Source organism: Dactylosporangium salmoneum, assembly GCF_039532525.1.
In the GTDB taxonomy this organism is placed as follows: domain Bacteria; phylum Actinomycetota; class Actinomycetes; order Mycobacteriales; family Micromonosporaceae; genus Dactylosporangium; species Dactylosporangium salmoneum.
In genome coordinates, this window is sequence record NZ_BAAARV010000088.1 from 176,242 (window position 1) to 200,267 (window position 24,026).

General features: G+C 72.1%; 29 protein-coding genes and 1 pseudogene. 12 read left to right on the forward strand and 18 right to left on the reverse strand.

Features of this window, described 5'->3' with window-relative positions:
• Positions 1–2: 2 nt before the first annotated feature.
• The 8 genes from ABD352_RS45030 to ABD352_RS45065 form a co-directional block, all read right to left on the reverse strand.
• Positions 3–974 (reverse strand): aldo/keto reductase, encoded by a 972-nt coding sequence (locus ABD352_RS45030; protein WP_344618740.1) that lies wholly within the window; start codon positions 972–974, stop codon positions 3–5.
• A gap of 61 nt (positions 975–1,035) precedes the next feature.
• Positions 1,036–2,022: an RNA polymerase sigma factor SigB gene (gene sigB / locus ABD352_RS45035; protein WP_425553920.1), complete on the reverse strand. Its 987-nt coding sequence runs from the start codon at positions 2,020–2,022 to the stop codon at positions 1,036–1,038.
• A gap of 130 nt (positions 2,023–2,152) precedes the next feature.
• Positions 2,153–2,575, reverse strand: coding sequence for a D-aminoacyl-tRNA deacylase (gene dtd, locus ABD352_RS45040; RefSeq protein ID WP_344618742.1), 423 nt, complete (start codon positions 2,573–2,575; stop codon positions 2,153–2,155).
• Positions 2,575–4,038: a DUF7782 domain-containing protein gene (locus ABD352_RS45045; protein ID WP_344618743.1), complete on the reverse strand. Its 1,464-nt coding sequence runs from the start codon at positions 4,036–4,038 to the stop codon at positions 2,575–2,577. Before ABD352_RS45045 ends, dtd begins: the two co-directional genes overlap by 1 nt.
• Before the next feature lie 17 nt (positions 4,039–4,055).
• Positions 4,056–4,397 carry a hypothetical protein gene (locus ABD352_RS45050; RefSeq protein WP_344618744.1) on the reverse strand — a complete coding sequence of 114 codons (342 nt, stop codon included), beginning with the start codon at positions 4,395–4,397 and terminating at the stop codon, positions 4,056–4,058.
• A 51-nt stretch (positions 4,398–4,448) separates the two neighbouring features.
• Positions 4,449–4,871: a hypothetical protein gene (locus ABD352_RS45055; protein ID WP_344618745.1), complete on the reverse strand. Its 423-nt coding sequence runs from the start codon at positions 4,869–4,871 to the stop codon at positions 4,449–4,451.
• 27 nt (positions 4,872–4,898) lie between these two features.
• Positions 4,899–5,384 (reverse strand): hypothetical protein, encoded by a 486-nt coding sequence (locus tag ABD352_RS45060; RefSeq protein ID WP_344618746.1) that lies wholly within the window; start codon positions 5,382–5,384, stop codon positions 4,899–4,901.
• A gap of 43 nt (positions 5,385–5,427) precedes the next feature.
• Positions 5,428–5,904 carry a heme-degrading domain-containing protein gene (locus ABD352_RS45065; RefSeq protein WP_344618747.1) on the reverse strand — a complete coding sequence of 159 codons (477 nt, stop codon included), beginning with the start codon at positions 5,902–5,904 and terminating at the stop codon, positions 5,428–5,430.
• A gap of 74 nt (positions 5,905–5,978) precedes the next feature.
• On the opposite strand from ABD352_RS45065, the gene ABD352_RS45070 reads away from it, so the two are divergent.
• Positions 5,979–6,416: an SRPBCC domain-containing protein gene (locus ABD352_RS45070; protein WP_344618748.1), complete on the forward strand. Its 438-nt coding sequence runs from the start codon at positions 5,979–5,981 to the stop codon at positions 6,414–6,416.
• Here the strand turns inward: ABD352_RS45070 and ABD352_RS45075 are convergent.
• The 4 genes and pseudogenes from ABD352_RS45075 to ABD352_RS45090 all read right to left on the reverse strand — a co-directional run.
• Positions 6,408–6,566, reverse strand: a pseudogene (locus ABD352_RS45075) (hypothetical protein); the annotation flags it as partial. The gene ABD352_RS45070 and the pseudogene ABD352_RS45075 sit on opposite strands and share 9 nt — an antisense overlap.
• Before the next feature lie 51 nt (positions 6,567–6,617).
• On the reverse strand, positions 6,618–7,196 hold the full coding sequence (locus ABD352_RS45080; protein WP_344618749.1) for an HhH-GPD-type base excision DNA repair protein: 579 nt from the start codon (positions 7,194–7,196) through the stop codon (positions 6,618–6,620).
• A gap of 43 nt (positions 7,197–7,239) precedes the next feature.
• Entirely contained in the window at positions 7,240–8,292 is a 1,053-nt protein-coding gene (locus tag ABD352_RS45085; RefSeq protein WP_344618750.1) for a thiamine pyrophosphate-dependent dehydrogenase E1 component subunit alpha, read from the reverse strand.
• 40 nt (positions 8,293–8,332) lie between these two features.
• Positions 8,333–9,166 carry a phosphotransferase family protein gene (locus tag ABD352_RS45090; RefSeq protein ID WP_344618751.1) on the reverse strand — a complete coding sequence of 278 codons (834 nt, stop codon included), beginning with the start codon at positions 9,164–9,166 and terminating at the stop codon, positions 8,333–8,335.
• A 76-nt stretch (positions 9,167–9,242) separates the two neighbouring features.
• On the opposite strand from ABD352_RS45090, the gene mscL reads away from it, so the two are divergent.
• Both mscL and ABD352_RS45100 read left to right on the forward strand, forming a co-directional pair.
• Positions 9,243–9,692, forward strand: a complete 450-nt coding sequence (gene mscL / locus ABD352_RS45095) for a large conductance mechanosensitive channel protein MscL (RefSeq protein ID WP_344618752.1) — start codon at positions 9,243–9,245, stop codon at positions 9,690–9,692.
• 38 nt (positions 9,693–9,730) lie between these two features.
• On the forward strand, positions 9,731–10,078 hold the full coding sequence (locus tag ABD352_RS45100) for a DUF3099 domain-containing protein (protein ID WP_344618753.1): 348 nt from the start codon (positions 9,731–9,733) through the stop codon (positions 10,076–10,078).
• A 230-nt stretch (positions 10,079–10,308) separates the two neighbouring features.
• Here ABD352_RS45100 and ABD352_RS45105 read toward each other — a convergent pair whose 3' ends face one another.
• Entirely contained in the window at positions 10,309–11,475 is a 1,167-nt protein-coding gene (locus ABD352_RS45105) for a carbohydrate kinase family protein (RefSeq protein ID WP_344618754.1), read from the reverse strand.
• Positions 11,472–12,380, reverse strand: coding sequence for a pseudouridine-5'-phosphate glycosidase (locus tag ABD352_RS45110; RefSeq protein ID WP_344618755.1), 909 nt, complete (start codon positions 12,378–12,380; stop codon positions 11,472–11,474). The genes ABD352_RS45105 and ABD352_RS45110 overlap by 4 nt, the downstream gene beginning before the upstream one ends.
• Before the next feature lie 298 nt (positions 12,381–12,678).
• Here ABD352_RS45110 and ABD352_RS45115 point away from each other — a divergent pair, with 298 nt between their 5' ends.
• Positions 12,679–12,957 carry a DUF3039 domain-containing protein gene (locus ABD352_RS45115; protein WP_344618756.1) on the forward strand — a complete coding sequence of 93 codons (279 nt, stop codon included), beginning with the start codon at positions 12,679–12,681 and terminating at the stop codon, positions 12,955–12,957.
• Between the two features lie 205 nt (positions 12,958–13,162).
• A complete protein-coding gene (locus tag ABD352_RS45120) occupies positions 13,163–14,884 on the forward strand; it encodes a DEAD/DEAH box helicase (RefSeq protein WP_344618757.1) in 1,722 nt (573 codons plus the stop codon).
• Between the two features lie 104 nt (positions 14,885–14,988).
• On the opposite strand, the gene ABD352_RS45125 is transcribed toward ABD352_RS45120, so the two are convergent.
• Both ABD352_RS45125 and ABD352_RS45130 read right to left on the reverse strand, forming a co-directional pair.
• Positions 14,989–15,222 (reverse strand): DUF7455 domain-containing protein, encoded by a 234-nt coding sequence (locus ABD352_RS45125; protein ID WP_344618758.1) that lies wholly within the window; start codon positions 15,220–15,222, stop codon positions 14,989–14,991.
• Between the two features lie 303 nt (positions 15,223–15,525).
• Entirely contained in the window at positions 15,526–17,184 is a 1,659-nt protein-coding gene (locus ABD352_RS45130; protein WP_344618759.1) for an RNA polymerase sigma factor, read from the reverse strand.
• Between the two features lie 262 nt (positions 17,185–17,446).
• Here ABD352_RS45130 and ABD352_RS45135 point away from each other — a divergent pair, with 262 nt between their 5' ends.
• The gene (locus ABD352_RS45135) at positions 17,447–18,244 is read left to right on the forward strand and encodes an inositol monophosphatase family protein (RefSeq protein WP_344618760.1); all 798 of its coding nucleotides are present in this window, start codon (positions 17,447–17,449) and stop codon (positions 18,242–18,244) included.
• Positions 18,245–18,312: 68 nt separating this feature from the next.
• On the opposite strand, the gene ABD352_RS45140 is transcribed toward ABD352_RS45135, so the two are convergent.
• Positions 18,313–18,846, reverse strand: coding sequence for a LytR C-terminal domain-containing protein (locus tag ABD352_RS45140; protein WP_344618761.1), 534 nt, complete (start codon positions 18,844–18,846; stop codon positions 18,313–18,315).
• Positions 18,847–19,252: 406 nt separating this feature from the next.
• On the opposite strand from ABD352_RS45140, the gene ABD352_RS45145 reads away from it, so the two are divergent.
• Both ABD352_RS45145 and ABD352_RS45150 read left to right on the forward strand, forming a co-directional pair.
• Positions 19,253–19,549, forward strand: a complete 297-nt coding sequence (locus tag ABD352_RS45145) for a DUF4193 domain-containing protein (protein WP_344618762.1) — start codon at positions 19,253–19,255, stop codon at positions 19,547–19,549.
• 193 nt (positions 19,550–19,742) lie between these two features.
• The gene (locus tag ABD352_RS45150; RefSeq protein ID WP_425553921.1) at positions 19,743–20,552 is read left to right on the forward strand and encodes a hypothetical protein; all 810 of its coding nucleotides are present in this window, start codon (positions 19,743–19,745) and stop codon (positions 20,550–20,552) included.
• On the opposite strand, the gene ABD352_RS45155 is transcribed toward ABD352_RS45150, so the two are convergent.
• Positions 20,531–20,998 carry a DUF3093 domain-containing protein gene (locus ABD352_RS45155; RefSeq protein ID WP_344618764.1) on the reverse strand — a complete coding sequence of 156 codons (468 nt, stop codon included), beginning with the start codon at positions 20,996–20,998 and terminating at the stop codon, positions 20,531–20,533. The two genes, ABD352_RS45150 and ABD352_RS45155, sit on opposite strands and share 22 nt — an antisense overlap.
• A 57-nt stretch (positions 20,999–21,055) precedes the next feature.
• On the opposite strand from ABD352_RS45155, the gene dut reads away from it, so the two are divergent.
• The 4 genes from dut (at position 21,056) to ABD352_RS45175 (ending at position 23,537) form a co-directional block, all read left to right on the forward strand.
• Positions 21,056–21,529, forward strand: coding sequence for a dUTP diphosphatase (dut, locus tag ABD352_RS45160; protein ID WP_425553915.1), 474 nt, complete (start codon positions 21,056–21,058; stop codon positions 21,527–21,529).
• Positions 21,526–22,296, forward strand: a complete 771-nt coding sequence (locus ABD352_RS45165) for a DUF3710 domain-containing protein (RefSeq protein WP_344618766.1) — start codon at positions 21,526–21,528, stop codon at positions 22,294–22,296. Before dut ends, ABD352_RS45165 begins: the two co-directional genes overlap by 4 nt.
• A gap of 101 nt (positions 22,297–22,397) precedes the next feature.
• Positions 22,398–22,799 (forward strand): OB-fold nucleic acid binding domain-containing protein, encoded by a 402-nt coding sequence (locus tag ABD352_RS45170; protein ID WP_344618832.1) that lies wholly within the window; start codon positions 22,398–22,400, stop codon positions 22,797–22,799.
• 6 nt (positions 22,800–22,805) lie between these two features.
• Positions 22,806–23,537, forward strand: a complete 732-nt coding sequence (locus ABD352_RS45175) for a DUF3159 domain-containing protein (RefSeq protein ID WP_344618767.1) — start codon at positions 22,806–22,808, stop codon at positions 23,535–23,537.
• The last annotated feature ends 489 nt before the right edge of the window (positions 23,538–24,026 follow it).

Here is a 24,026-nt window from a genome sequence, read left to right on the forward strand (position 1 = left end):
GCTCAGTAGCCGGACGGCAGGCGCGGGGTGTAGTGCTCCTCCAGCGCCGCGGCCTCGTCGTCGGTCAGCTCCAGGTCCAGCGCGGCGACGGCGTCGGCCAGGTGGTGGGGCTTGGTGGGGCCGACGATCGGGGCGTCCACGACCGGGTTGCGCAGCACCCAGGCCAGCGCGACCTGGGCCATCGGCACGCCCCGGGCCTCGGCCACGCGCCGGACCGCGTCGACGATCGGCCGGTTCTCGTCGCCCTCGTAGCGGGCGTGCAGCGGGTCGACCTCGGCGCGCTTGGTGGTGTGCTCGTCCCACGGCCGGGCCAGGCGCCCCTTGGCCAGCGGGCTCCACGGCAGGGACCCGACGCCCTGGTCGGCGAGCAGGCCGAACATCTCCCGCTCCTCCTCGCGCTGCACCAGGCTGTACTGGTTCTGCATCGACGCGAACCGGGTCCAGCCGCCGAGGTCGGCCGCGTGCTGCAGCTTCGCGAACTGCCAGGCCCACATCGAGGACGCGCCGAGGTAGCGGGCCTTGCCGGCCCGGACCACGTCGTGCAGCGCCTCCATCGTCTCCTCGACTGGGGTGTCCGGGTCGAAGCGGTGGATCTGGTAGAGGTCGACGTAGTCGGTCCCGAGCCGGGCCAGCGACGCGTCGATCTGCTCGAGGATGGCCTTGCGCGACAGGCCCGAGCCGCCGGGGCCGTCGTGCATGGGGAAGAACACCTTGGTCGCCAGCACGATCGAGTCGCGGTCGGCGTACTTGCGGATCGCCCGGCCGACGACCTCCTCGGAGCTGCCGTGGCTGTACACGTTGGCCGTGTCCCAGAACGTGATGCCCAGCTCGACGGCCTGCCGGAAGACCGGCTCGGCGGCCGCGTCGTCGAGGGTCCACTGGTTGCTGCCGCGGTTCGGCTCGCCGAAGCTCATGCAGCCCAGCGCGATCCGGCTGACCTTGAGGCCGGAACTGCCCAAACGGGTGTATTCCATGACCCAACCCTAGACGCGCAAAGGCCGCCCCGAGGGGCGGCCTTCTCGCGTGGCGGGCCGGTCAGGAGGCGTAGGCCTCGAGGCGCTTGGCCCGGGACGGGTGGCGCAGCTTGAGCAGGGTGACCTTCTCGATCTGGCGGATCCGCTCGCGGGACAGGCCGAACTCGCGGCCCACCTCGTCCAGAGTGCGCTGGCGGCCGTCGTCGAGGCCGAAGCGCAGGCGGATCACGGCCTGCTCGCGCTGGGACAGGGTGGACAGGACGATCTCGACCTCGGAGCGCAGCATGCCCTGCGAGACGCTGTCGGCCGGCTCTTCGCGCGGGTCGATGCGGGCCACGAAGTCGCCCAGGGCGCTCTCGCCGTCCTCGCCGACGGCCTGGTCCAGGCTGACCGGCTCGCGGTCGTACGAGATGAGCTCGATGACCTGGTACTCCTCGACGCCCAGGGCGGCGGCGATCTCGGCCACCACCGGCTCGCGGCCGAGGGTGGCGGCCAGGTCGCGGCGCACCCGCACCATGCGGTTGACCTGCTCGACCATGTGCACCGGGATGCGGATGGTGCGGGCCTGGTCGGCCATGGCGCGGGTGATGGCCTGGCGGATCCACCAGGTGGCGTAGGTGGAGAACTTGTAGCCCTTGGTGTAGTCGAACTTCTCGACGGCGCGGATGAGGCCGAGGTTGCCCTCCTGGATGAGGTCCAGGAAGGCCATGCCGCGGCCGGTGTACCGCTTGGCGATGCTCACCACCAGGCGCAGGTTGGCCTCCAGCAGGTGGGCCTTGGCCGCCCGGCCCTCGCGGACCACGATCTCGTAGGTGTTCATCCACGCGGGGTGGACCATGCCGGTGGAGAGCTTCTCCTCGGCGTACAGGCCGGCCTCGATCTTCTTCGACAGCTCCACCTCCTGCTCGGCGGTGAGGAGCTTGGTGCGGCCGATCGTGTTCAGGTAGGCGCGCACCAGGTCCGCTGAGACGCCCGTGTTGTCGAGCGCCTGCTCGTGCTGGTCGTCGGCCTCGACGTCGACAGCGTTGAAGTCCGTGGTGTCACTCAGCGGCTGGGCCACTTCGCTCGCCTCCCGTGTGGATTGACAAGTGGCGCGATCATTCCTGCGAGAAGTAGCTTCGCTGAGCGGGCGTGAAGTGGCGGTGAGGCGGCGCAGCCGTGGCACGAAACCGTGAGTCTCAGATCTCCAGCAGCACCGTCCGCGGTCCCACGTTCACGCTTTCGACGAGCATGTGGGTGCGAAATCGCCCGGTTTCAACGGTTGCGCCCCGGTTTCGCAGCGCGGCGCAGAAGGCCTCGATCAAGGGCTCGGCGGCCTCCGGGCGGGCCGCGGCGATCCAGGTGGGGCGCCGGCCCTTGCGCGCGTCGCCGTACAGGGTGAACTGCGAGACGACGAGGAGTGGCGACCCGGTGTCGGCCGCCGACTTCTCGTCGTCGAGGATGCGCAGCTCGTGCACCTTCCGGGCCAGCGTTTCGGCGATGTCGGAACTATCCGAGTGCGTCACGCCCACCAGGACCAGCAGGCCGTCGGTGATCGAGCCGACCACCGAGCCGTCGACGGTGACGCTGGCGCGGCTGACGGTCTGGACGAGGGCGCGCATCAGGACGCCGGCAGGAGGATGCCGCGCTCGACGAGGTGGGCCACCAGCGGTACGGCCACGTCGGCAAGGACCTCGGAAGGTACCTCGTGCGCGGCCGCCAGCACGTCCACCTGGTCCTGCAGCGTGACCGACCCGTCGCACGCCCCGACGAGGGCCAGCGCGACGGGGTCGATCTCCTCGATCCAGCGCAGCCCGTCGGGCAGGGCGAGCGTCTGGCGGCCCACCTCCCAGCCCTCGGCGCCGAGCGCGGCCTCCTGCCGCAGCTGCAGGCCGGGCGCGGCGACGAGGCGGCTGTGCAGGAGGTCGGCCCGGCGCAGGAAGTCCTGCCGGCCGAACCAGTCGGCGATGAGCGGCCCCAGGTCCCCGGAGACGCCCTGGCGCAGGTCCTCGATCCGCACGGTCGGGTCGTCGTGGCCGGCCGCGCGCAGGGTGATCAGCCCGAAGCCGACCGCGTCGACCTCCTGCGCGTCGAACCAGTCCAGCCAGGCCGCGGCCAGGGCCGGCTGGCGGGACGGGTCCTCGGAGGCGTCGGCGAGCCAGAGGTTGACGTACGCCAGCGGATCCGAGACCTCACGCTGGATCACCCACGCGTCCAGCCCGGTGCCGGCGAGCCAGTCGTTGACCCGGTCCCGCCAGTCCTGCCCGGCCACGTGCAGCCAGTTGGCCAGGAACTGCATGTGCCCGCCCGGGGCCAGCAGCCCCGGCGCGGCGGCCACCAGCTCGGCGCAGACGGCGTCGCCGGGGCGGCCCGAGTCGCGGTAGGTGTGCGCGGTCGTGCCCGGGCCGGCCACGAACGGCGGGTTGCTCACCACCAGGTCGAAGCGGCGGCCCTCGACCGGCCGGGTGAGGTCGCCCTGCAGCAGCTCCCAGTCGAGGCCGTTGAGGGCGGCCGTGGTGGCGGCGAAGCGCAGGGCCCGGGGCAGTACGTCCGTGGCGGTGACCCGCTCGGCGCGGGTGGACAGGTGCAGGGCCTGGACCCCGCAGCCGGTGCCGAGGTCGAGCGCCGTGCCGACCGGGCGGCGCAGCGTGGCGGCGGCGAGGGTCGTCGACGCGCCGCCGATGCCCAGCACGTGGTCGCCCGGCAGCGGGCGCCCGGGCCGCATCCCGGCGGACAGGTCGGCCACCACCCACCAGTCGCCGTAGGGTTCCAGCTCGAGCGCGGCCCGCACGCCGTCGCCGTCGGCCTCCAGCAGCGGCAGCGCGGCCTCCAGCGGCAGCGGCGCCAGCGCGGCGGCCACCCGGGGCAGCGGCTCGGTCTGGCCGCAGATGAAGAGCCGGATCAGCGTGGCCAGCCGGCCCCCGTCCGACTCGGTGATGCGCAGCGCGGCCCGGAAGTCGTTGCGCGCGCAGGCCGCCGCGGCGTCCTCGCCGAGGAGGTCCTTGATGCCCTCCGAGGTGTACCGCGCGGAGCCGAGCGCCTCGCGAAGCTGATCCAGTGCGGTGGGTTCCAGCAATGCGTCCACACCGCAATCCTGGTACTTCAGCGTTGATCGATGCCTATGCAGGCCACGACCCGGGATGCGTCCGCGGTCAGGAACAGCTGGAAGTGGGTCGGCGGGTTCTCGACCTTGGCCTCGCCGATGCGTAGCGGCCGGTCCCCGGAGATCTGCAGCTGGGCGACGGCCTCGGTCCCGCCCAGCATCGGGTTGCCGATCTTCGCCATGTGCTGGGCCCGGCGGGAGTAGCTGCGCGCCAGTTCGTGGGCCGGCACGGTGTGGTCCCACACGACGTATTCGGCGCCGGCGCGGATCGCGGCGCCGCACGCCTCGAACGCAGCCCCGGGCTCCTCGGCGAGGAGCCGGAGCAATGCTTCACGCTCCATGCTCAATATGACCATAAAGCGGGACGAACTGCCAGGGGTACCGCCGGGCGGTCACGCGCAAGTCTGCAGCTGCGCGCGGATCGCGGCGGGGGCCTGCTCGCACTTGACCCCGACGAACGCCCAGCGCGCCTGCGCGTTGTCGAACTGGAAGAGGATCACCTGGCGGTCGCCCTGGGTGCGGGCGGCGGCGTAGCCCTGGGCGCAGCTCACGTCGGTGAGCCCCTTGCCGAGCTGCACGGCCGCCGCGGCCTCGCCGTTGGCGGTCAGGGCCTTCTCCAGGGCGGCGGCGTCGACCGGGCACCCGCCGGCCGGGCTCGCGCCGGGCTTCAGCGGCGCCGGTCCGGTCTGCGGCGGCGGCGAACCCTCTTCGGCGGTCGGCACGGCGGGCGGGTTGGCGTTGTTCGTCGGCCCGCCGGAGCAGGCCGCAAGGGTGGCGGCCGCTCCGGCGAGGACAGCGAGGAGTGTGTATCTCACCCCAGCAATCTACGACACTCGATCGGGTTAGTTCTGGCAACCCGCGAGATGTGTCGCGACGTCCTCGGGCACGGTGTCCCGGCAGACGCCGTCGGTGCCGCCGATGAGCGCGGCCCAGGACTTCTTGGCGGCGTCGTACTGGAACAGCACCACCGCCTGGTCGACGTCGGTCGGCTGGGTCTGCGCCGTGGCCCAGCCCTGGTAGCAGCTGACGTTCGTGAGCCCCTTGCCCAGCACGAGCGCCCCGGCGACCTCGGCGTTGGCCTTGTACGCCTTCTCCAGCACGGCCGCCGTGACCGGGCAGCCCCCGGCCGCGGACGGCTTCGCCGACGTCTTCGACGACGTTTTTGCCGACGGCGCGGCGCTGCTCGGCGCGGCGGAGCTCGGCCCGGCGGCGCTCGTCGGGGCAGCCGGGGCCGCCGTGTCGTCGGTCGAATCGTCGGAGCAGCCCGCCAGGGCGGCCGACAGCAGCAGCGCCGGCACGGCGGCGTACATCGCGATGCGTGTATTCACACGCGGCATGTTGGGGCCTGGCGCCCCGCCGCGCTTGTCGGCATCACGACACGCGCTCGAGGAAACGCCCGAGCACCTCCACCACCAGCGCGTGATCGTCGGCCTGGGGCAGACCCGAGACCGTCACCACCCCGACGACGCCCACATTCTGGACGCGGATCGGGAACGCCCCGCCGTGGGTGGCGTAGTCGGCGGGGTCGACCCCGTAGCCGGCGTCGAACGCGGCCCCCTTGGCCGCCAGCCGCCGCCCGACCAGGTAGGAGGAGGCGTGCAGCCGCTCCACCACCCGGATCTTGCGCTCGATCCACCGGTCGTTGTCGGGCGCGGTACCGGGCAGGGCCGCGTGGAACAGCTGCTGCCCGCCGCGGCGCACGTCGATCGTGATCGCCAGCCCGCGCTCCTTGGCCACCTCGACCAGCAGGCAGCCGAGCGCCCAGGCGTCGTCGTTGTCGAAGCGCCCGAGCACCAGGCGCGCCTCCTGCGCCTCCAGCTCGCCGATCAGCTCCTGCAGGTCCGCCACCGGGTTCTCCTTCGCATCCCAGGCCCAAGCCGCGCTCAAGTCGGCGGCAAGTTCGGTCGGGCAGATTCTCCAGCATGAGGACCCGGACGTTCACGCTGTACATCGCCGCCACCCCCGAGCAGGTCTGGCACGCCCTGACCGACCCGGCCCTGACCCGCCGCTACTACCTCGGCCTGGCCGTCGACTCGACCTGGGACGAGGGCGCCCCGATCGTGTTCCGCACCGACCAGGGGCCGGTCGCCGACGCCCTCTTCGGCGAGATCCTGCACGCCGCCCCGGCCCGCCACCTGATACACAACCTGCTGACCGGCGTGGGTCCCGAGCGCGACCCGCACTGCTGGCTCACCTGGACACTCACCCCGGCCGACGTACACCTGACCCGGGTCACCCTGACCTGCGACGACGTGGACCGCGCGGACGACCCGGAGCGCGACGACGCCTGGTCGCGGATCGTGAGCGGCCTGAAGACCGTCCTGGAGACGGGCGCGCCGCTGCCGAGCGGATCAGACTGACGCGTCCAGCCCGGTGAAGCTGCGCGAGGCGGCCAGCCCACGGCCCACCGCGGCGGCGATCCCGGCGACGGCCGCGCAGGTCAGCGCCAGCCACAGCGCCTGGACCGCGCCCTCCGGCAGCAGGGTGAGCGGCCGGAACAGCAGCACCGTGAACGGCGGGTAGGGTCCGGGCGCCGGCCGCCGCGCGCGGTCGCCAACCGGTCAGCCGCTCTTCGCGGCCTTCGCCTCGGCCTTCATCTGCTTCTTGTACTCCCTGACCTTGGCCAGCGACGGGCCGTCGACGATGTCGGCGACGGAGCGGTGGGCGCCCGCCTCGCCGTAGCCGCCGGCGGCCTCGCGCCAGTCGGTGGGCTGCACGCCGTACTGCTTGCCCAGCAGCGCCACGAAGATCTGGGCCTTCTGCTTGCCGAAGCCCGGCAGGCCCTGCATCCGGCGCAGCAGCTCGGCGCCGTCGGCGACCCCCGTCCACAGGCCGGCCGGGTCGCCGTCGTAGCGGTCGGCGAGGGCCCGGCAGACCTCCTGGACGCGGGCCGCCATCGCCTTCGGGAAGCGGTGCAGGGCCGGGGGCGTGGCGAAGATCTCAACCAGCGCCTCGGGGTCGAACTCGGCCAGCTCGTGCGCGCTCGGCTCGTGCCCGAGGCGCTGCGCCAGCACGTACGGCGACGAGAACGCCTTCTCCAGCGGGATCTGCTGGTCGAGCGTCATGCCGATCAGCAGCGCGAGCGGGTCGCGGGTCAGGTACTCGTTGGCGGCGTCGTCGATCGGCAGCGTGATGGCCATGCCGACATCTTGCCCTCCCTCGCCGCCCCGCGGGAGCGTTCCGTCACCGGCCGGTGAACGAGGTGTGGTACTTCTCCAGCCACTCCCGCTGCTCGCGCAGCAGGTCCGTCTCGTGGGACAGCACCGCCCGGAAGATGTCCGGGATCTGCGGGTCCGGCAGGGACAGGCACGCGGCCCGGGTCTGCGCCGCGAGCTCGTCCGCCTCCGCGTCGAGGGCGTCGAAGAAGGCCTGGTCGGCCCAGTCGCGCTCGCGCACGAGCCGGTCCAGGCGGGCGATCGGGTCGCGCCCGCGCCAGGCGTCGACCTCGTCGTCGGAGCGGTAGCGGCGCGGGTCGTCCGAGGTGGAGTGCCCGGCCATGCGGTAGGTCGTGGCCTCGATGAAGACCGGGGGGCCTCCGCGCCGTACCGAATCCGCGGCTTTTGCGGTGACGGCGTGCACGGCGAGCACGTCGTTGCCGTCGACCAGGTGGGACTGCAGCCCGAAGCCCTCGGCCCGGCGGTGCAGCGGCGCGGCCATCTGGCGGCTGGTGCCGGTGGAGATCGCCCACTGGTTGTTCTGGCAGAAGAAGATCAGCGGCGCGTTGGCGACCGCCGCCCAGTTCAGCGCCTCGCTCACGTCGCCCTGGCTGCTGGCGCCGTCGCCGAAGTAGCACATGACGACCTCGTCGGCGCCGTCGAGGCCGACGCCGACCGCGTACCCCGCCGCGTGCAGCGCCTGCGTGCCGAGCACCAGGCTGTAGATGTGGAAGCGGTAGCGGGCGGGGTCCCAGCCGCCGTGCATGACGCCGCGCCACTGGGCCAGCAGCTCGGCCGGCCCGAGGCCGCGGCAGCGGGCGGCGGCGTGCTCGCGGTAGCTGGGGAAGACGTAGTCGCCGGGCGCGAGCGCGCGCACCGAGCCGACCTGGGCCGCCTCCTGCCCGAGCGACATCAGCCAGAGGCCGAGCTCGCCCTGGCGCTGCAGGGCCAGGGCCTCGGTATCGAAGCGCCGGGCGAGAACCATGTCGCGTAACAGGTCCAGGCACAGCCGAGGGGTCACCTCGAGTGGTGCCCGCTCGTCCTCGCGCAACGTGCCGTCGGGCGCCAGGAGCTGGATCATCGGCCCTCCCCGCTTCGTTTCGCCCATCATCGCCTGACAATCAGATGAGGTCACGCCACATGGGGGTCTCTGTGAAAAACCGCAAGAGGCCGAGGAGCCGGCTGCCCGGGGGCGCGGACCAGTGCCGGGCCGCTGACGGCCGGGGGTCGCGCAGGCGGGCGAGGGCCCAGACGAGGTGATGCCAGAGCACGCGCGGGGGCATGTTGTCGCCGTGGTACCCCTGCAGCACCGCGGGCACGACCGTGAGCGGTAGCTTGGCGAACTCGGTCGCGGGGTCGGCCAGCATGGCGTCGCCCCAGTCCACCAGGCCCGCCAGCGATCCGCCCGCGACCATGACGTTCTGCGGGGCGACGTCGCCGTGCACGGCCACCCGCAGCGGCGCGATCGGCACGCGGGGCGCCAGCCGGTCGAACCACCCGGCCAGCCACTCCGCCGCGTCCTGGTCGAGGAGCCCCTCCGCGCGCAGGTCGGAGACCAGGGCCCACGGGTCGGCCGGCGCGGCGTCGACCGGCAACCGGGCCGGGGGCGGGATCTGGTGCAGCTTCGCCAGTTCCCGGCCGAGCTCCTCGAAGAGCTTCGGATTCGGTACCGCATGAGCCGCCGCATCGACGCCGCGCACGCGCTCGGTCACCAGATACGGCACCGTGGCGTCGAACTCGACCACGGCCGGCGTCAGCACCCCGCCCCGGCGCGCCGCCGGGATGACCGCCGCCTCGGTGAACAACCGCGGGCCGTCGCGGCGGGTCCGGGGAATGCGCAGGACGAGCTCGTCGCCGAGGAAGTACACGTGGTTCGCCCCGCCGACCGGCCCCGGCTGCACCTTCTCGGCCGGCACCCGGTGCCGCGCCGCGACCTGCTCGACCAAGCCATCCACGTCGTGGAACTGTCTCACGGGCGCCGTACAGGGGACAACGGATGCGCCGCGCCGCGCGCGGTCGTAAGGTGCCTACGTGCTGAAGGGTTTCCGGGATTTCATCTCACGCGGCAACGTCATCGAACTTGCCGTAGCCGTTGTCATCGGCGCCGCCTTCAACGGCGTCGTCACCGCTTTCACTGATGGATTCCTCCAGCCGCTGATCAAGCTGACCGGCGGCATCGGCATGGGGGACGACGCTCAGGGCCTCAAGATCGGCAAGCAGGTCCTGGACTGGCCCGGCTTCGTCAACTCCGTGATCACCTTCCTGCTCACCGCGGCCACGGTGTACTTCCTGGTCGTGCTCCCGATGAACAAGCTCGCCCAGCGCCGCAAGCGGGGCATCGAGCCCGAGCCCGAGGCCCCGAGCGACGAGATCCGCCTCCTGACCGAGATCCGCGACCTGCTGGCGACCGGCACGACGGCCCGCGAGCAGGGCCAGGCCGTGGCGGAGGCGCAGGCGGCCACCAAGCCCACGGGTATCTGACTCACCATCGTCTCCTCGATCGTGGCAGACTCGGGTTAATGGCCCGCAGGGAACGACCGCAGCTGATCACTGACGCGGCGCGCAGCCCCGAACAGGAGCTCCGTGCCCGTGAGTTGCGGTATGTCCTGATGATGCTGATCCGTGCCGCCTGCGTGGTGGTCGCGGCGATCCTCGTCGCGACCCGCCCGCCGGTGCTGTGGCTCTGGCTGACGCTGTGCACCGTCGGGGCTGTGGGGCTGCCGATGATCGCCGTGCTCCTGGCCAACGACGCGCCGCCTCGGAAGGACCGGCTGTGGCGCAATCGGCTGCGGCGGCGGGCCACCTCGCACCCGGATCCATCGCATGCCGTGACCGAGCGCGAGCACAAGGTCATCGACGCCGACTGAGGGCTTTGCGTCCGATAGGTCGGGCGTTGACGCGCCGTGGGGGCTGGGTCGGTGCCGGCCGGGATGCCCTGCCCGTCGACGGCGACGGAACGTTCGGCCGGCGGCGGGCCGGACAAAGAACCGCACAACCGCCTTAAGCCCTGTCAGGGCGATAAATCCGGTCACGGCAACCGTCAAGCGGAGTCGGGGCCGTCCGATGTGGCGGAATGTGCGGGTCGGTGGTGCCGGGGTCAGGGGCGGCCGCCGAGCCGGGTTACCGCGTCGGCGCCCAGCTCGTTGCCGCGGCGCAGGGCGGTTTCCGGGTCGGCGCCGCCTAGCCATGCGGCTAGGAAGCCCGCCGCGAACGCGTCGCCGGCGCCGGTCGGGTCGATCACCTGGGTGACCCGGACGCCCGGTGCGTGCGCGGAGCGGTCCGGATCTGCCCACGCGGCGCCGCCCGGGCCGGACTTGACCACGGCGGCGTCCGCGTGGGCCAGGAGCGCCTTGGCCAGCCGTTCGCACTCCGTCGGGGCCGCGGCCTCCGCGGTTGGGGTGGCCGTCATCGGGGTGGCTGCCGTTGGGGCGTCCGTCGTTTGCGTGGATGCCTTCGGGGTGCCTGCCGTGGGGGTCACCGTCGTCGGGGCGTCTGTCGTGGGGGCGCCCACCGTGGGAGTGGCTGCCGATGGGTTTCCCACCGTCGGAGTGGCTGCCGGTGGGGTGGCCGTCGTCGGGAAGCCTGCCGTTGGGGTGGCCGGCGTTGGAGTGGACGCCTCCGCGCGGCCTGGTGTGGGAGCGGCTGCCGTTGGGGTGGGTGGTGCCGGGGCGATGACGCGGGCCTCGTCCAGGTTGGCGAAGAGGATGCCGGGCCGGGGGATCGCGGCCAGGAACTCGCGCCCGCCCAGCTGCTCCAAGGGCGCCGCAGAGGCGGCGTCCAGGCTGGTGGTCAGGCCGCGGCGGCGGGCCTCGGCGAGGGCGTAGCGGCCGGCGGGGGCGCAGTCGGGGTCGAAGAGGACGTACGCGGACAGGTGGAGGTGCCGCACCCCGGGCAGATCCAGCGCGCGGTCGACGTCGGAGCGGTCGAGGAGGCGGTTGGCCCCCCGGTCCGTGAACATGGTGCGCTCGGCGTCGGAGGTCAGCACCACCACCGTGCCCGTCGCGGCGCCGGTGACGCGGCGCACGCTCGTGGTTACCCCGGCGGCCCGCATCTCGGCGATGCGGGCGTCGCCGGGCTCGTCGTCACCGGCGACGCCGGCGAACACCACGGGGCATCCGGCCGCCGCCAGCCAGGCCGCCGTGTTGGCCGCCGAGCCGCCGCCCGCGATGCGCACCCGGGCGATCGTGTCGGAGCCGATGGCGAGCGCGCCCTCGTGCACCGTGAGGATGTCCGTGACCACGTCCCCGATGACGACGACGGTCACAGTGCGGCGGCGATGCGGGCGGCCAGGTCGGCGTTGCGCAGGATGATGCGCACGTTCACGTCCAGGCTCTTGCCCTCGGTGGCGGTGTGGAAGTGCGACAGGAGGTACGGCGTCACGTCCTTGCCCGTGATGCCGTCGCGCTCCAGGCCGGCCAGGCCCTCGGCCAGGACCCGGTCGTGCAGGGCCGGGTCGAGCTGCTCGGCCGAGGGGAGCGGGTTGGCCACGATCAGGGCGCCGGTGTGGACCTCGTGGCCGCGGGCGGCGCGGATGATCTCGGCCACCGCGGCCGGGTCGCCGGCCGACCAGTCCAGGTCGTAGCCGGCGTCGGTGAGGTAGAAGCCGGGGAAGCGGCGGGTGCCGTAGCCGACCACGCTCACGCCGAGGGTCTCCAGGCGTTCCAGGGTGGCGCCCACGTCCAGGATCGACTTCACGCCGGCGCAGACGATGGCGATCGGCAGGCGGGACAGGGCGGTCAGGTCGGCGGACTCGTCGAAGGTGGTGCCGGCGCCGCGGTGCACGCCGCCCAGGCCGCCGGTGGCGAAGACCGAGATGCCCGCGCGGGCGGCGATGGCCGACGTGGCGGCGACGGTGGTGGCGCCGTCGGCCCGGGCGGCGGCGGCCGGGGCGAGGTCGCGCACGGAGAGCTTGACCACGTCGTCGCTGTCGGCCAGGTGGGCGATCTCCGCCTCGTCCAGCCCGACCACGATCTCGCCGGCGATCATGCCGATGGTGGCCGGCACGGCGCCTGCCTGCCGTACCGTCGCCTCGATCTCCTTCGCCACCGTGAGGTTGGCGGGGCGGGGCAGTCCGTGCGAGATGATGGTGCTTTCCAGCGCGACGATCGGTGCGCCGGTGCTGCGGGCGGCCTCGACGGCCGGGCCGAACCGGATGACATGGTTGATCACGAGCCCACCTTAGCCCCGGCCAGGTGGCGCAGCGGTGCGTGCTCGCCTGGATGCGGGGGGTGCGCGGCAGGAAGCCGAAGGCGCGTGAGCGGCCCGGAGCGGAGCGGAGGGGCCGCTCACCTTAGGCGCAGTTGTGCACGTCGTCGCCGGAGCGCAGCGGAGGTGGCGGCGTGAGCGGTCCGGGGCGAAGCGGAGGGGCCGCTCACCTTAGGCGCAGTTGTGCACGTCGTCGCCGGAGCGCAGCGGAGGTGACGGCGTGAGCGGGCCAATTCGGCCCCGGCCTGGCAGACTGGGAGCCGTGACGACCACTCCCGAGAACGGTGGCGGGACGCTTACCGACGAGCGCGTCGAAGAGCAGACCAGCACCGATTACCGATACGACGCCGGTGACCACGAGAAGTTCTCGCACTACGCGCCGAAGGACAAGATCATGCAGGCCATGATCGAGGGCACGCCGGTGCGGGCACTCTGCGGGAAGCTCTGGGTGCCCTCGCGCGACCCCAGCCGGTTCCCGGTGTGCCCCGTGTGCAAGGACCTGTACGAGAACGTGGTCCATAACGACGACCCGTCTTCGTGACGTTCGGCTCGGTTCGGCACAACGCCGGCCGATGCCCGCTAGGCTGTCAACGCCTTCGCGGTCCGCGCTGACGCGAGGGCGTTTTCATGCGCGCTTCGGCCCGACGAATCGGGCCTAGGGGCGGATCCGCAGGCCCCGGCGACGGGGCGGGCAAGCGCGCGCGAACACGGTGCGAGACGGACGTATCGACGGGGAGGGGTGCCGCATGCCGCCGCGTCCGGTGGTGCAGCAAGGTCAGACGCTCCGGGTGTGGCAGCGCAAGGCGCTCATGCAGTACCTGCGGGGCAATCGCGAGGACTTCCTGGCGGTCGCCACCCCGGGGGCCGGCAAGACGACGTTCGCGCTGCGGGTCGCGCTCGAGCTGTTCGGGGACGGGACGATCGACAACCTGACCGTCGTCACGCCGACCGAGCACCTGAAGACGCAGTGGGCGCAGGCGGCGGCGCGGGTCGGGATCGACCTCGACGCCGGGTTCCGCAACTCCGACGTGCACTCGACTTCGGACTTCCACGGCACCGTCGTCACCTATGCGCAGGTGGGCATCGCTCCCGCCGTACACAAGCGGCGGACCATCACCAGGCGGACCCTGGTCGTGCTGGACGAGATCCACCACGCCGGCGACTCGAAGTCCTGGGGCGACGGGGTCAAGGCGGCGTTCGAGCCGGCCGTGCGGCGGCTCATGCTGACCGGGACGCCCTTCCGGTCCGACGACAACCCGATCCCCTTCGTCGAGTACGAGCGCGGCGCCGACGGCATCGCGCGGTCGCGCTCCGACACCGTGTACGGCTACTCCGACGCGCTGCGCGACGGCGTCGTGCGGCCGGTGATCTTCCTGGCGTACTCCGGGGAGACCCGCTGGCGCACGTCGGCCGGCGACGAGCTGGCGGCCCGGCTCGGTGAGCCGATGACCCAGGACCTCATCGCGCAGGCCTGGCGGACCGCGCTCGACCCGACCGGGGACTGGATGCCGCAGGTCCTGCGGGCCGCCGACTCCCGCCTGCAGAACCTGCGGGCCGGGGGCATGCCCGACGCGGGCGGGCTGGTCATCGCGAGCGACCAGCAGAACGCCAGGGCCTACGCGAAGGTGCTCGGGGAGCTCACCGGCGAGAAGCCGGTCGTGGTCCTCTCCGACGACGTGGGGGCCTCGGGGCGCATCGCCGCGTTCTCGGCGTCGCAGGAGCGGTGGATGGTCGCCGTCCGGATGGTGTCCGAGGGGGTGGACATCCCGCGGCTGGCCGTCGGCGTGTACGCCACCAGCGCCTCCACCCCGCTGTACTTCGCCCAGGCCATCGGGCGCTTCGTGCGGGCCCGCGTGCCCGGCGAGACGGCCACCGTGTTCGTGCCGAGCGTGCCGCACCTGCTGGAGCTGGCCAGCGAGCTGGAGGCGCAGCGCAACCACGTGCTGGGCGAGCGCAAGCAGAAGGAAGGCTTCGACGACGACGAGCTCGAGCGGGCCAACCGCGAGGAGAAGGCCTCCGGTGAGCTGGAGAAGAGCTTCGAGGCCCTGTCCGCCACGGCCGAGCTCGACCAGGTCATCTTCGACGGGGCGACCTTCGGGCTGCCGGCGCAGACGGGGACGGCCGAGGAGGAGGAGTACCTCGGCCTGCCGGGCCTGCTGACCCCGGACCAGGTGTCGGCGTTGCTGACCAAGCGGCAGGCGGAGCAGGCGGCGTCCGAGCGGCGCAGGGGCCCGGCGGCCACGGCCCAGGCCGCGCCCGAGATCCCGCCCCAGCCGCGCACGGCGGGGGAGAAGCGGATCATGCTCCGGCGGCAGCTCAACACTCTGGTGGCGGCCCATCACCACCGCACCGGGCTACCGCACGGCAAGATTCATGCGGAGCTGCGCCGGCTGTGCGGGGGGCCGCCGAGCGCTCAGGCGACGATCGAGCAACTGGAAGAGCGCATCGCGACGATTCAGACGCTCTGATCGACACTTCTCAAAGCGCTCGAACCGCCACAAAAGCGAAAACTGTACCGGAAATGACCGCAGGGCGTCCCCGAAGGGACGCCCTGCACGAACCGGTATTGGTCTCAGCCGGCCGAGAGATCCGAACCGCGCCACGAGAAGTCCGGGGCGACGGCGTACTCGACAGCGATCTTGACCAGCTGGTCGGCGTACTTGTTGGCGTGATGTCCACAGAAGATCAGGTCGCCACCTTCGGCGAGTCTGACTCGGAGTTTCCCTGCCGCGTTGCAGCGGTCGCACCGTTCCTCGGCGGCGGGGGGTGCCGCCGTCTCCGGCGGCGGCGTGAGGGTCGGGGTCATCGCCTTCCTCCTCTGATCGTCACCGACGAACGCTTCCTTGCGTCGTTCACAGATGGTTCAACACCCTGTTGCCCGACATCGTTCCCGCTCGGTGTGCGGGACCGATGTCACATTTCTGTCGTGCCGGTGGGTCCGATCCCCGTAGGGACCGAATACCCGCTACGTGCTTCCTATCGCGCCTCGCTTGCGATCACAAGTGGGTTGGCGTTGCGCCATGGCTGTGTAATGCCCGCGGTGACCGGAAACACACCCGGGCCACCCCAAGGGGCGGCCCGGGTTCGCGCAGAGCGAAAAAGGTCGAGGTCAGTCGAGATAGTCGCGAAGCACCTGGGAGCGCGACGGGTGCCGGAGCTTCGACATGGTCTTCGACTCGATCTGGCGGATCCGCTCGCGGGTCACGCCGTACACCTGGCCGATCTCGTCCAGGGTGCGCGGCTGCCCGTCGGTGAGCCCGAACCGCAGCCGCACCACGCCTGCCTCGCGCTCGGAGAGCGGCTGGAGGACCTGCTGGAGCTGGTCCTGCAGCAGCGAGAACGAGACCGCGTCGACCGCGACGACCGCCTCGGAGTCCTCGATGAAGTCGCCCAGCTGGCTGTCGCCCTCATCACCGATGGTCTGGTCGAGGGAGATGGGCTCGCGGGCGTACTGCTGGATCTCCAGCACCTTCTCCGGCGTGATGTCCATCTCCTTGGCCAGCTCCTCCGGGGTGGGCTCGCGGCCCAGGTCCTGGAGCAGCTCGCGCTGGATGCGGCCGAGCTTGTTGATCACTTCGACCATGTGCACCGGGATGCGGATGGTGCGGGCCTGGTCGGCCATGGCGCGGGTGATGGCCTGGCGGATCCACCAGGTGGCGTAGGTGGAGAACTTGTAGCCCTTGGTGTAGTCGAACTTCTCGACGGCGCGGATGAGGCCGAGGTTGCCCTCCTGGATGAGGTCCAGGAAGGCCATGCCGCGGCCGGTGTACCGCTTGGCCAGCGACACGACCAGGCGCAGGTTGGCCTCGAGCAGGTGGTTCTTGGCCCGCTCGCCGTCGCGCGAGATCCACAGGAAGTCGCGGTTGGCCGGCATGGGCATCGGCTCGCCGGCCTCGTCGGCCGCCCGCAGCCGCTCGGAGGCGTAGAGCCCGGCCTCGATGCGCTTGGCCAGCTCCACCTCCTGCTCGGCGTTGAGCAGCGGGACCTTGCCGATCTGCTTGAGGTAGGCGCGGACCGAGTCGGCCGACGCGGTGAGCTCGGCGTCGCGCCGGGCCTGCTTGAGGGCCTCGGACTCGTCGTCGTCCCAGGCGAAGTCGTCGTCGGTCGCGGTCGCCTCGGCGTCGGCCTCGGCGGCCTTGGTCTCCTCGACCGGCTCGTCGACGATGACATCCTCGATCTCAGCCGCGAGCGCGGCGTCGTCGAGCTCCTCGAGCTCCGGCTCGTCGCCGCCGGCGGCCGCCGGGGCGGCGGGATCGGCGGGATCGGCCTTCTTGGCGGTGGGCGCGGCCTTCTTCGCCGCCTTCTTGGCCGGCACGGCCTTCTTCGCCGGGGCGGCGGCCGGGGCCGCGGCGGCGGGCGCGGCAGCTGCCGCGGCGGGTGCGGTGGGCGCCGATGGCGCGGCCTTCTTCACGGGGACCTTCTTCGCCGCCGCCGGTTCCGGTGCGGACTCGACGGCTGTGAGCGGCTTGGCAACGGGTGCCTTGCGGGCCGGCGCGGCCTTGGCGGTGGCCGCCTTGGACGCAGGAGTGGCGGAGCGGGCCGCCGCAACCCGGCGCCGGCTGTGAGCGGAGTCGTCGACCACGACGGTGACGCCCGCCTCGGCCAGGCTCCTCAGCAGCTTCTTGGCGTGCGCGGGGGTTACGTCTGCGGTGTCCACCGCCTGGGCGACCTCGGCCGACGTCAGATGCCCTCCGTTGGCGGCGGCACGCGCGATCAGCGTGTCGGCGAGGGAGCGTACGTCAACGCTGGGCTGGTGAGCTGCTGTCACGAACGACCTTCCGGTGCGATGGCGAGCGACGGCCGATGCGGCCGGGTTCGCGCACGGCGCGGCCGTGCTGAAGTGGCCGGGTTGCTTTTGGTGGCGCCCGTGTGCGCCGTGACTCCGGGCGGATTCACTAACGACAGCGGGCAGCGCGTGAATTGTAACGCTCTCTCGCCCCAACATCCCCTCTTGAGGGGGCTGGACGCGCTGTTGTGACCGAACGGATGGGCTGCGAGGGGCCCCGCGCACCTTTGTAAGGATAGTGACCATGGACCGACCAGCCGACCTTCTGGCCCTTGCCGTTTCCATCGCCCGCTCCGCGAGCGAGCTGGCCGTCCGCATGCGCGCCGAGGGCGTCGCGGCCGTCGCCACCAAGTCGACCGCCACCGATGTGGTCACCGCCGCCGACCGCGCGGTCGAGCGGCACGTGCGGGAGGCGCTGCACACGGCGCGCCCCGGCGACGCGGTGCTGGGGGAGGAGTACGGCGGCGGCTCCGGCGGCTCCGCGGTGCGCTGGATCCTCGACCCGATCGACGGCACCGTGAACTACCTGTACGACCTGCCGCAGTACGCGGTCTCCCTCGCCGCCGAGGTGGACGGGGAGGTGGTCGCGGGGGTGGTTCGCAACGCCGCCACCGGCAAGGAGTGGACCGCCACCCGGGGCGGCGGCGCCTTCGCCGGGGACCGCCGGCTGGCCGTCTCCGGGGAGACCGACCTGGGGCAGGCCCTCGTCGGCACCGGCTTCGGCTACGCGGCGGCCCGCCGCGCGCACCAGGCCAAGGTGGTGGCCGGGCTGATCGAGCACATCCGCGACATCCGCCGGTTCGGGGCCTCCTCGCTCGACCTGTGCCTCGTGGCGGAGGGGGCCCTGGACGCGTACTACGAGAAGGGCCTCAACCCCTGGGACCACGCGGCCGGCGGCCTCATCGCGGCCGAGGCGGGCGCGCTGGTGACCGGCCTCGACGGGGCGGCACCGGGCCCGGACATGCTCATCGCGGCCCCGCCCGGGCTGTACGAGCAGCTGCACGCCCGCCTGAGCGAGCTGGACGCCGCCGGAGGGCCGTGATCCGCCCTCCGGCGGTGACAGGCGCCGCCGGAGGGTCATGACCCGCCGACGGCGCCACGCTCAGCGCCTCAGCTGTCGTCCTTGGCGCAGGTGCCCTCGGGCAGCACCGGGTTGCCCAGCGCCGCGATCTCCTGGTTGACCTCGGTGGTCGTCGGCAGCTGCCGGAACTTGCCGCCGAGGATGATCTCCACCTTGTCGTCCTGGCGGGCCTTGTCGAACTCGGACCGGGCCTGGTCGAGGAAGTACGCGCGCACCAGCCACGCCGCGCCGACCGTCTGCGGGCCGAAGCGGATCACGGCGACCACGTCGGTGGGCTTGGTCACCGGGGGGTTCGGCGCGGCGGTGACCACCTTCGCCTCCTTGAACCGGCGGCTCAGGAAGTCGTTGGCGACGTCCGAGCCGGTTCCGGGCCGGTTCGTGGCATTGAAGATCGTGACCTTGACGTCCTCCTGCCGGGGCAGCCTGGCGTTGGCCATCACCGCTCCCTCGGCGCACTTCTTCGAATCGGCGGCCGGGCCGCCCTGGCGGTCCTTCACCACGGCAACGATCACGAACACCGCCGCGGCGACAATGAGGATGCCGACCACCGCGAGTGCTCTCACCCGCGCAAAACTCATGGCTCGCTCCCCGCGCCCGCCTCGTACCTTGCTTCCACACCAGAGAAGACGCTCTGGCTGCCGGAGAGGTTAGCGCCTGACTCGAAGACCCGCTGAAGTCCCCACCGGACATACCGCAAAGTTCCTACTCGCAGTTGCGGGACGACTCCCCACGGAAGCGGTGGGCGGACGGTATCGTCGCATCGCCGCGGAGCGGGCCCGGTTTTTGCGCCGAGATCGTTCCCGCGGCAAGATCGTTGTGTCGCCTCGGTCACAGTGGGAACAAGTTTCCGCGCGTGGGCGTACAACAAGCGCACGAGGGCGGTAAGGTACGCCGCCTTTGGACGTTGCAAACAACGTTGTTTCGGGCGCCCAACCTACCCGGCGACACGAATTGGGAGTGTGAACACCGATGGCCACCGACTACGACGCGCCACGTCGCGACGAGGTCGACCTCGGGGAGGACAGCCTCGAGGAGCTCAAGTCCCGTCGGACCGATGCGCAGTCCGCGACCGTCGACGTCGACGACTCCGACCTCGCCGAGAACTTCGAGCTGCCGGGCGCCGACCTTGCCGACGAGGACATGACCGTGAAGGTCCTGCCGATGCAGGCGGACGAGTTCCGCTGCTCGCGCTGCTTCCTGGTGCACCACCGCAGCCAGCTGGCGGCGGAGCGCAACGGGGAGCTGATCTGCCGCGAGTGCGTCTGAGGACGAGTTGATCACGCGGAGTTGGTCCCGGCGTGCTTCAGTTTGAGGCGGCGACCGATTTTCCGTACCCCGGAGGTTGACGATGGTCCAGCCGGTTCCCGCCGACGAGGCGGCCGAGAACGCCCCCGTCCAGCCTGAGACCTCCGGAGTTCCGGACGCACCCGGAGGACCGCACTCCCCGGGCGCGCAGCGGATGCCGGCCTCCTGGCCGGCGCACGGGGCCCCGGCGGAGCCCGAGGAGGGCGCGCCGGCGGACGAGGCCGAGTTCTCGCAGGCCGTCGTCGCCCTGACCGGTGACGACGTCCCCACCAAGGATCGCCGCAGGCTGCTCGGCCGGCTCGTCCGTCTCGAGATCGGCGAGCGTGGCGTGCGCGACCTGTTCCAGCCGAAGAAGGCGATCGGCTGGATCACCGACTCCGTGACCCGGGTCGCGCCGTACATCCCGGTGCGCGACCTGGACACCCTCCGGGCGCACCACCCCGGCCTGGACCGCGACCAGATGGCCGAGCGGCTCATCCGCAACGCCTCGCGGGTCACGGCCGGCATCGGCGCGGCCGGTGGCGGTGTGGCCGCGGTCGAGTGGGCGGTCACGCCGAGCCTGCTGTCCGCCCCGGTGCTGCTGGCCGCCGAGACCGTGGCGGTGGTCGCGGTCGAGATGAAGCTCATCGGCGAGCTGCACGCCGTCTACGGCCGCCCGGTCCCCGGCTCCGGCACCCAGCGGGCGGGCTTCCTCATCCAGGCCTGGGCCCAGCGGCGCGGCATCAACCCGCTGAAGGTCGGCGGGAGCATGGCCGCTGCCATGGGCACGGCCCTGCGCAAGGAGCTGCGGGACCGGCTGCTCAGGCGCTTCGGGCGCAACCTGAGCACGATGGGGCCCTTCCTCACCGGCGCCGCGGTCGGCGGCTTCCTCAACCGCCGGGCCACCCTCGCCCTGGGCGAGGAGATCCGCAAGGACCTGCTGTCCGGCGGGGGAGCCGGCGCTCAGCCCGCGATCGAGGCCTGAGCGGCCCGCAGGGCCTCGGCCAGGGCCTCCGGGCGGCGGGAGCTGACCAGCCAGTACGGCGTGGGGTCGGCGTCGTCGCGCACATCCAGCCGCACCGCCCCGCCGATCCAGGGCCGCTGCACCACGAACGCCTCCGGGTCGGCGTAGGGGCCCAGCAGGTCGCGCTTGTCCGCGGCGGTGAGCGGGGTCACCTCGCCGACGTACCGCAGCGGGATGTGCGCGTCGTCGACCCGCAGCTCGCCGTTGGACACCTCGATGCGGATGCGGCCGAGCAACCAGAGTCCGACGACGGTCAGCGGCAGCAGCACCAGGTAGGCGATCCACGTGGCCGCGCCGGGCGCGCCCAGCTTGACCTCCGCGGCCAGCGCGCCGGCGACGGCGACCGCGGGCAGCCACAGCCACCACGACAGGCGGAGACGCTCGCGGTACGGGTTCGGCTGGGCCATGTAGGCGAGGGTACGTGTTGGGCCGCCGGGGCGACCCGGCAGGATGGAGGCATGGGGATGGACGTGCTCGTGCGGCAGCTCGACCCCGGCCTGCCGTTACCGGCCTACGCGCACCCGGGCGACGCCGGCGCCGACCTGTACTCGGCGCAGGACGTGGAGATCGCGCCGGGTGAGCGGGCGCTGGTGCGCACCGGGGTCGCGATCGCTCTGCCGGACGGGTACGTCGGGTTGGTGCACCCGCGCAGCGGCCTGGCCGCGAAGATGGGGGTGACGGTGCTCAACGCGCCGGGCACCGTCGACGCGGGGTACCGGGGCGAAATCCTGGTGAACCTCATCAATCACGATCGAGTGATATCCGCGAAAATATCCCGTGGTGACCGAATTGCCCAGCTTGTGATCCAGCGCGTGGAGCGGGCACACTTCCACGTCGTCGAGGATCTTCCCGATACTGTGCGCGGGGCCGGGGGCCATGGGTCCACCGGCGGGCATGCCGGGCTCGTTCCGGCAGCGAACTTGGAGGCAGAGCAGTGATCTTCTCGCGCAAGGGCGGGAGCGGGCGGCACGCCAAGGCCGATCCGCGCGGCCAGGCCCGGGACACGTTCGACGAGGACCTCGACGACCTCGACGCCGCCGACGAGGACGCCGATCCGCGCGCCGGCAAGTCCAGCCGGGCCGACGGCCCTTACGACATCACCGAGGCGCCCGAGGGCATCGCCCAGCTCGACCTCGGCTCGCTCAAGGTCCCCGCGGTCGACGGCGTCGAGGTGCGGGTCCAGGCCGACAACGACGGCAAGATCCAGCAGATCGTGCTGGTCTCCCAGGACAGCGCGCTGCAGCTGGGCGTGTTCGCCGCGCCGCGCAGCGAGGGCATCTGGGACGAGGTGCGCGCCGAGATCCGCAAGCAGCTGTTCAACGACGGCGTCGCGGCCGAGGAGGTCGCGGGCGACTACGGCAGCGAGCTGCGGGCCCGGGTGCGCACCCCCGAGGGGCTGACCGACATCCGCTTCGTCGGCGTCGACGGGCCCCGCTGGCTGGTCCGCGCGGTGTTCCAGGGCCCGGCCGCGGTCGACCCGTCGGCCGCCCCGGCGCTGCTGGAGTGCCTGCGCAGCCTCGTCGTCGAGCGTGGCCACGAGGCCATGCCGGTGCGCGAGCCGCTGCCGCTGCACCTGCCCAAGGAGGTCACCGACGCCGGGGCCGAGCCGGGTGAGGCCGCCGACGAGGACGCGCCCGAGGCCGTGAACGGCCCGAACGGCGCCGACGGCCGCCGCAAGCCTTCGCCCCGCCCGCGTCGCCAGTAGTGACGAAGCTGTCACTACTGGCTGGATGCAAGAACGCGTAAAGCGCGTACCGTCGTAGTGAGGGTGTCATGACGGCCGGAGGGAAGGGTGGCACCGTCATTATGGCCACGGACAGTGATGCGGTCAGTGATCAAGCCGGCCAACGCGGCCTCCGAAAGTTTCTCCGCCGGCTGACCGCGAGCGACTCCGAGCTCGACGCGGAGGAGCTGCAGCGCGACGCGAAGCAGTGCGGGAGCACACCGGCGCTGGCCTGTCAGCGCGGCCAGGTGGTGCGCCTCAAGGGACGGTTGCGTACCGTGGTGTACACGCCACGCACCAACCTGCCGACCCTGGAGGCGGAGCTGTTCGACGGCAGCGACCTGGTCACCCTCGTGTGGCTGGGCCGCCGGCACATCGCCGGCATCGAACCGGGTCGACCGATCACGGTGAAGGGGCGCCTGGCGGTCCGGGATGGCCGTAAGGTGCTCTACAACCCGTACTACGAGCTCGAAACACCCCGATGAGGCCGGATGCAGCCAGGTAACGAGACCACGACCGAACAGGGCAAGAACGTCGACGAAGAGCAGCTCCCACCGTTCTCGGTGCAGATGGCTCAGCAGCTCGGCGGCGTGCGGGGCCTGATCGAGTCCAGTGTCCCGATCACGCTGTTCATCGTGATCAACTTCCTGGGAAACCACTTCGGCTGGTGGTCGCTGCGCACCTCGCTCATCGTGGCCGTCGGCGCCGCGCTGTCCATGGGGATCTACCGGCTCGCCCGCCGCGAGCCGACCCGGCACGCCCTCAACGGCGTCTTCGGCATCGCGATCGGCGCCTACCTGGCCTGGAAGAGCGGCGACGCCAAGGACGTGTACCTGCCGGGCATGCTGATCACGGTCGGCTACGTGGTGGGCATGCTCGCCTCGGTGGCGATCGGACGTCCGCTGGTCGGCTGGCTGTGGTCGGTGACCCTCGACGGGGGTGCCACCCGCTGGTACGACAACCAGCGCCTGCGCCGGACCTTCATCTGGCTGACCGTGCTGTGGGCGGTCGTCTACGCGCTCAAGCTCGGCGTGCAGGTGATCCTCTACCGGGACAGCAGCGCCGGCTCCGACGACCTGCTCGGCATCGCGCGGCTGGCCCTGGGGTGGCCGCCCTACGCGCTGCTGGCCGCGCTGACCGTGTGGCAGGCGCGGCGCATCCTGCGCGAGGAGCCCGCCTCGGCACTGGCGCCCTCGAAGGCTGAGGAAGAGCCGGCCGCTTAAAAGCCTGTTGCTGGCTCCGGTCCGCGCAACCAGGGCGCCGTTGCTCCCGTCAGACACCGGTCGGCCCTGGGGGGCCTCCCTGCCAGCTCCGCCGTGCCAAGATCGCCCGACATGTCGGGCGCTGGCGCGCCACGACATGTCGCATTTATACCCCGACGGCTCATAAATCCGACATGTGCGGGGCGAGGCGGCCGAAAACGGCTGATCCGGACTTTCCGCCCGTCGGGCCGCCTTGGTGATTTTGGTGATGCAGCCGCCCACGGCCAGGACGGTCAGGCTGCAGCCCGATCATCCGGTCGAGCGCGGCCAGGACCAGGGTGTGGATTCGGTGCGCGAGGCCGGCGACAGCCAGACCTTCAGTCTGCGGTGGATCGTGGGCGTCCGGGCGGCGATGGCGGCGCAGCGGCACGGCGCATCCCGCTGGCGCGGCAGTGCCCGACTTATCCGCTTATCCGCGCAAACCGGCGGTGGATCGTGGGCGTCCGGGCG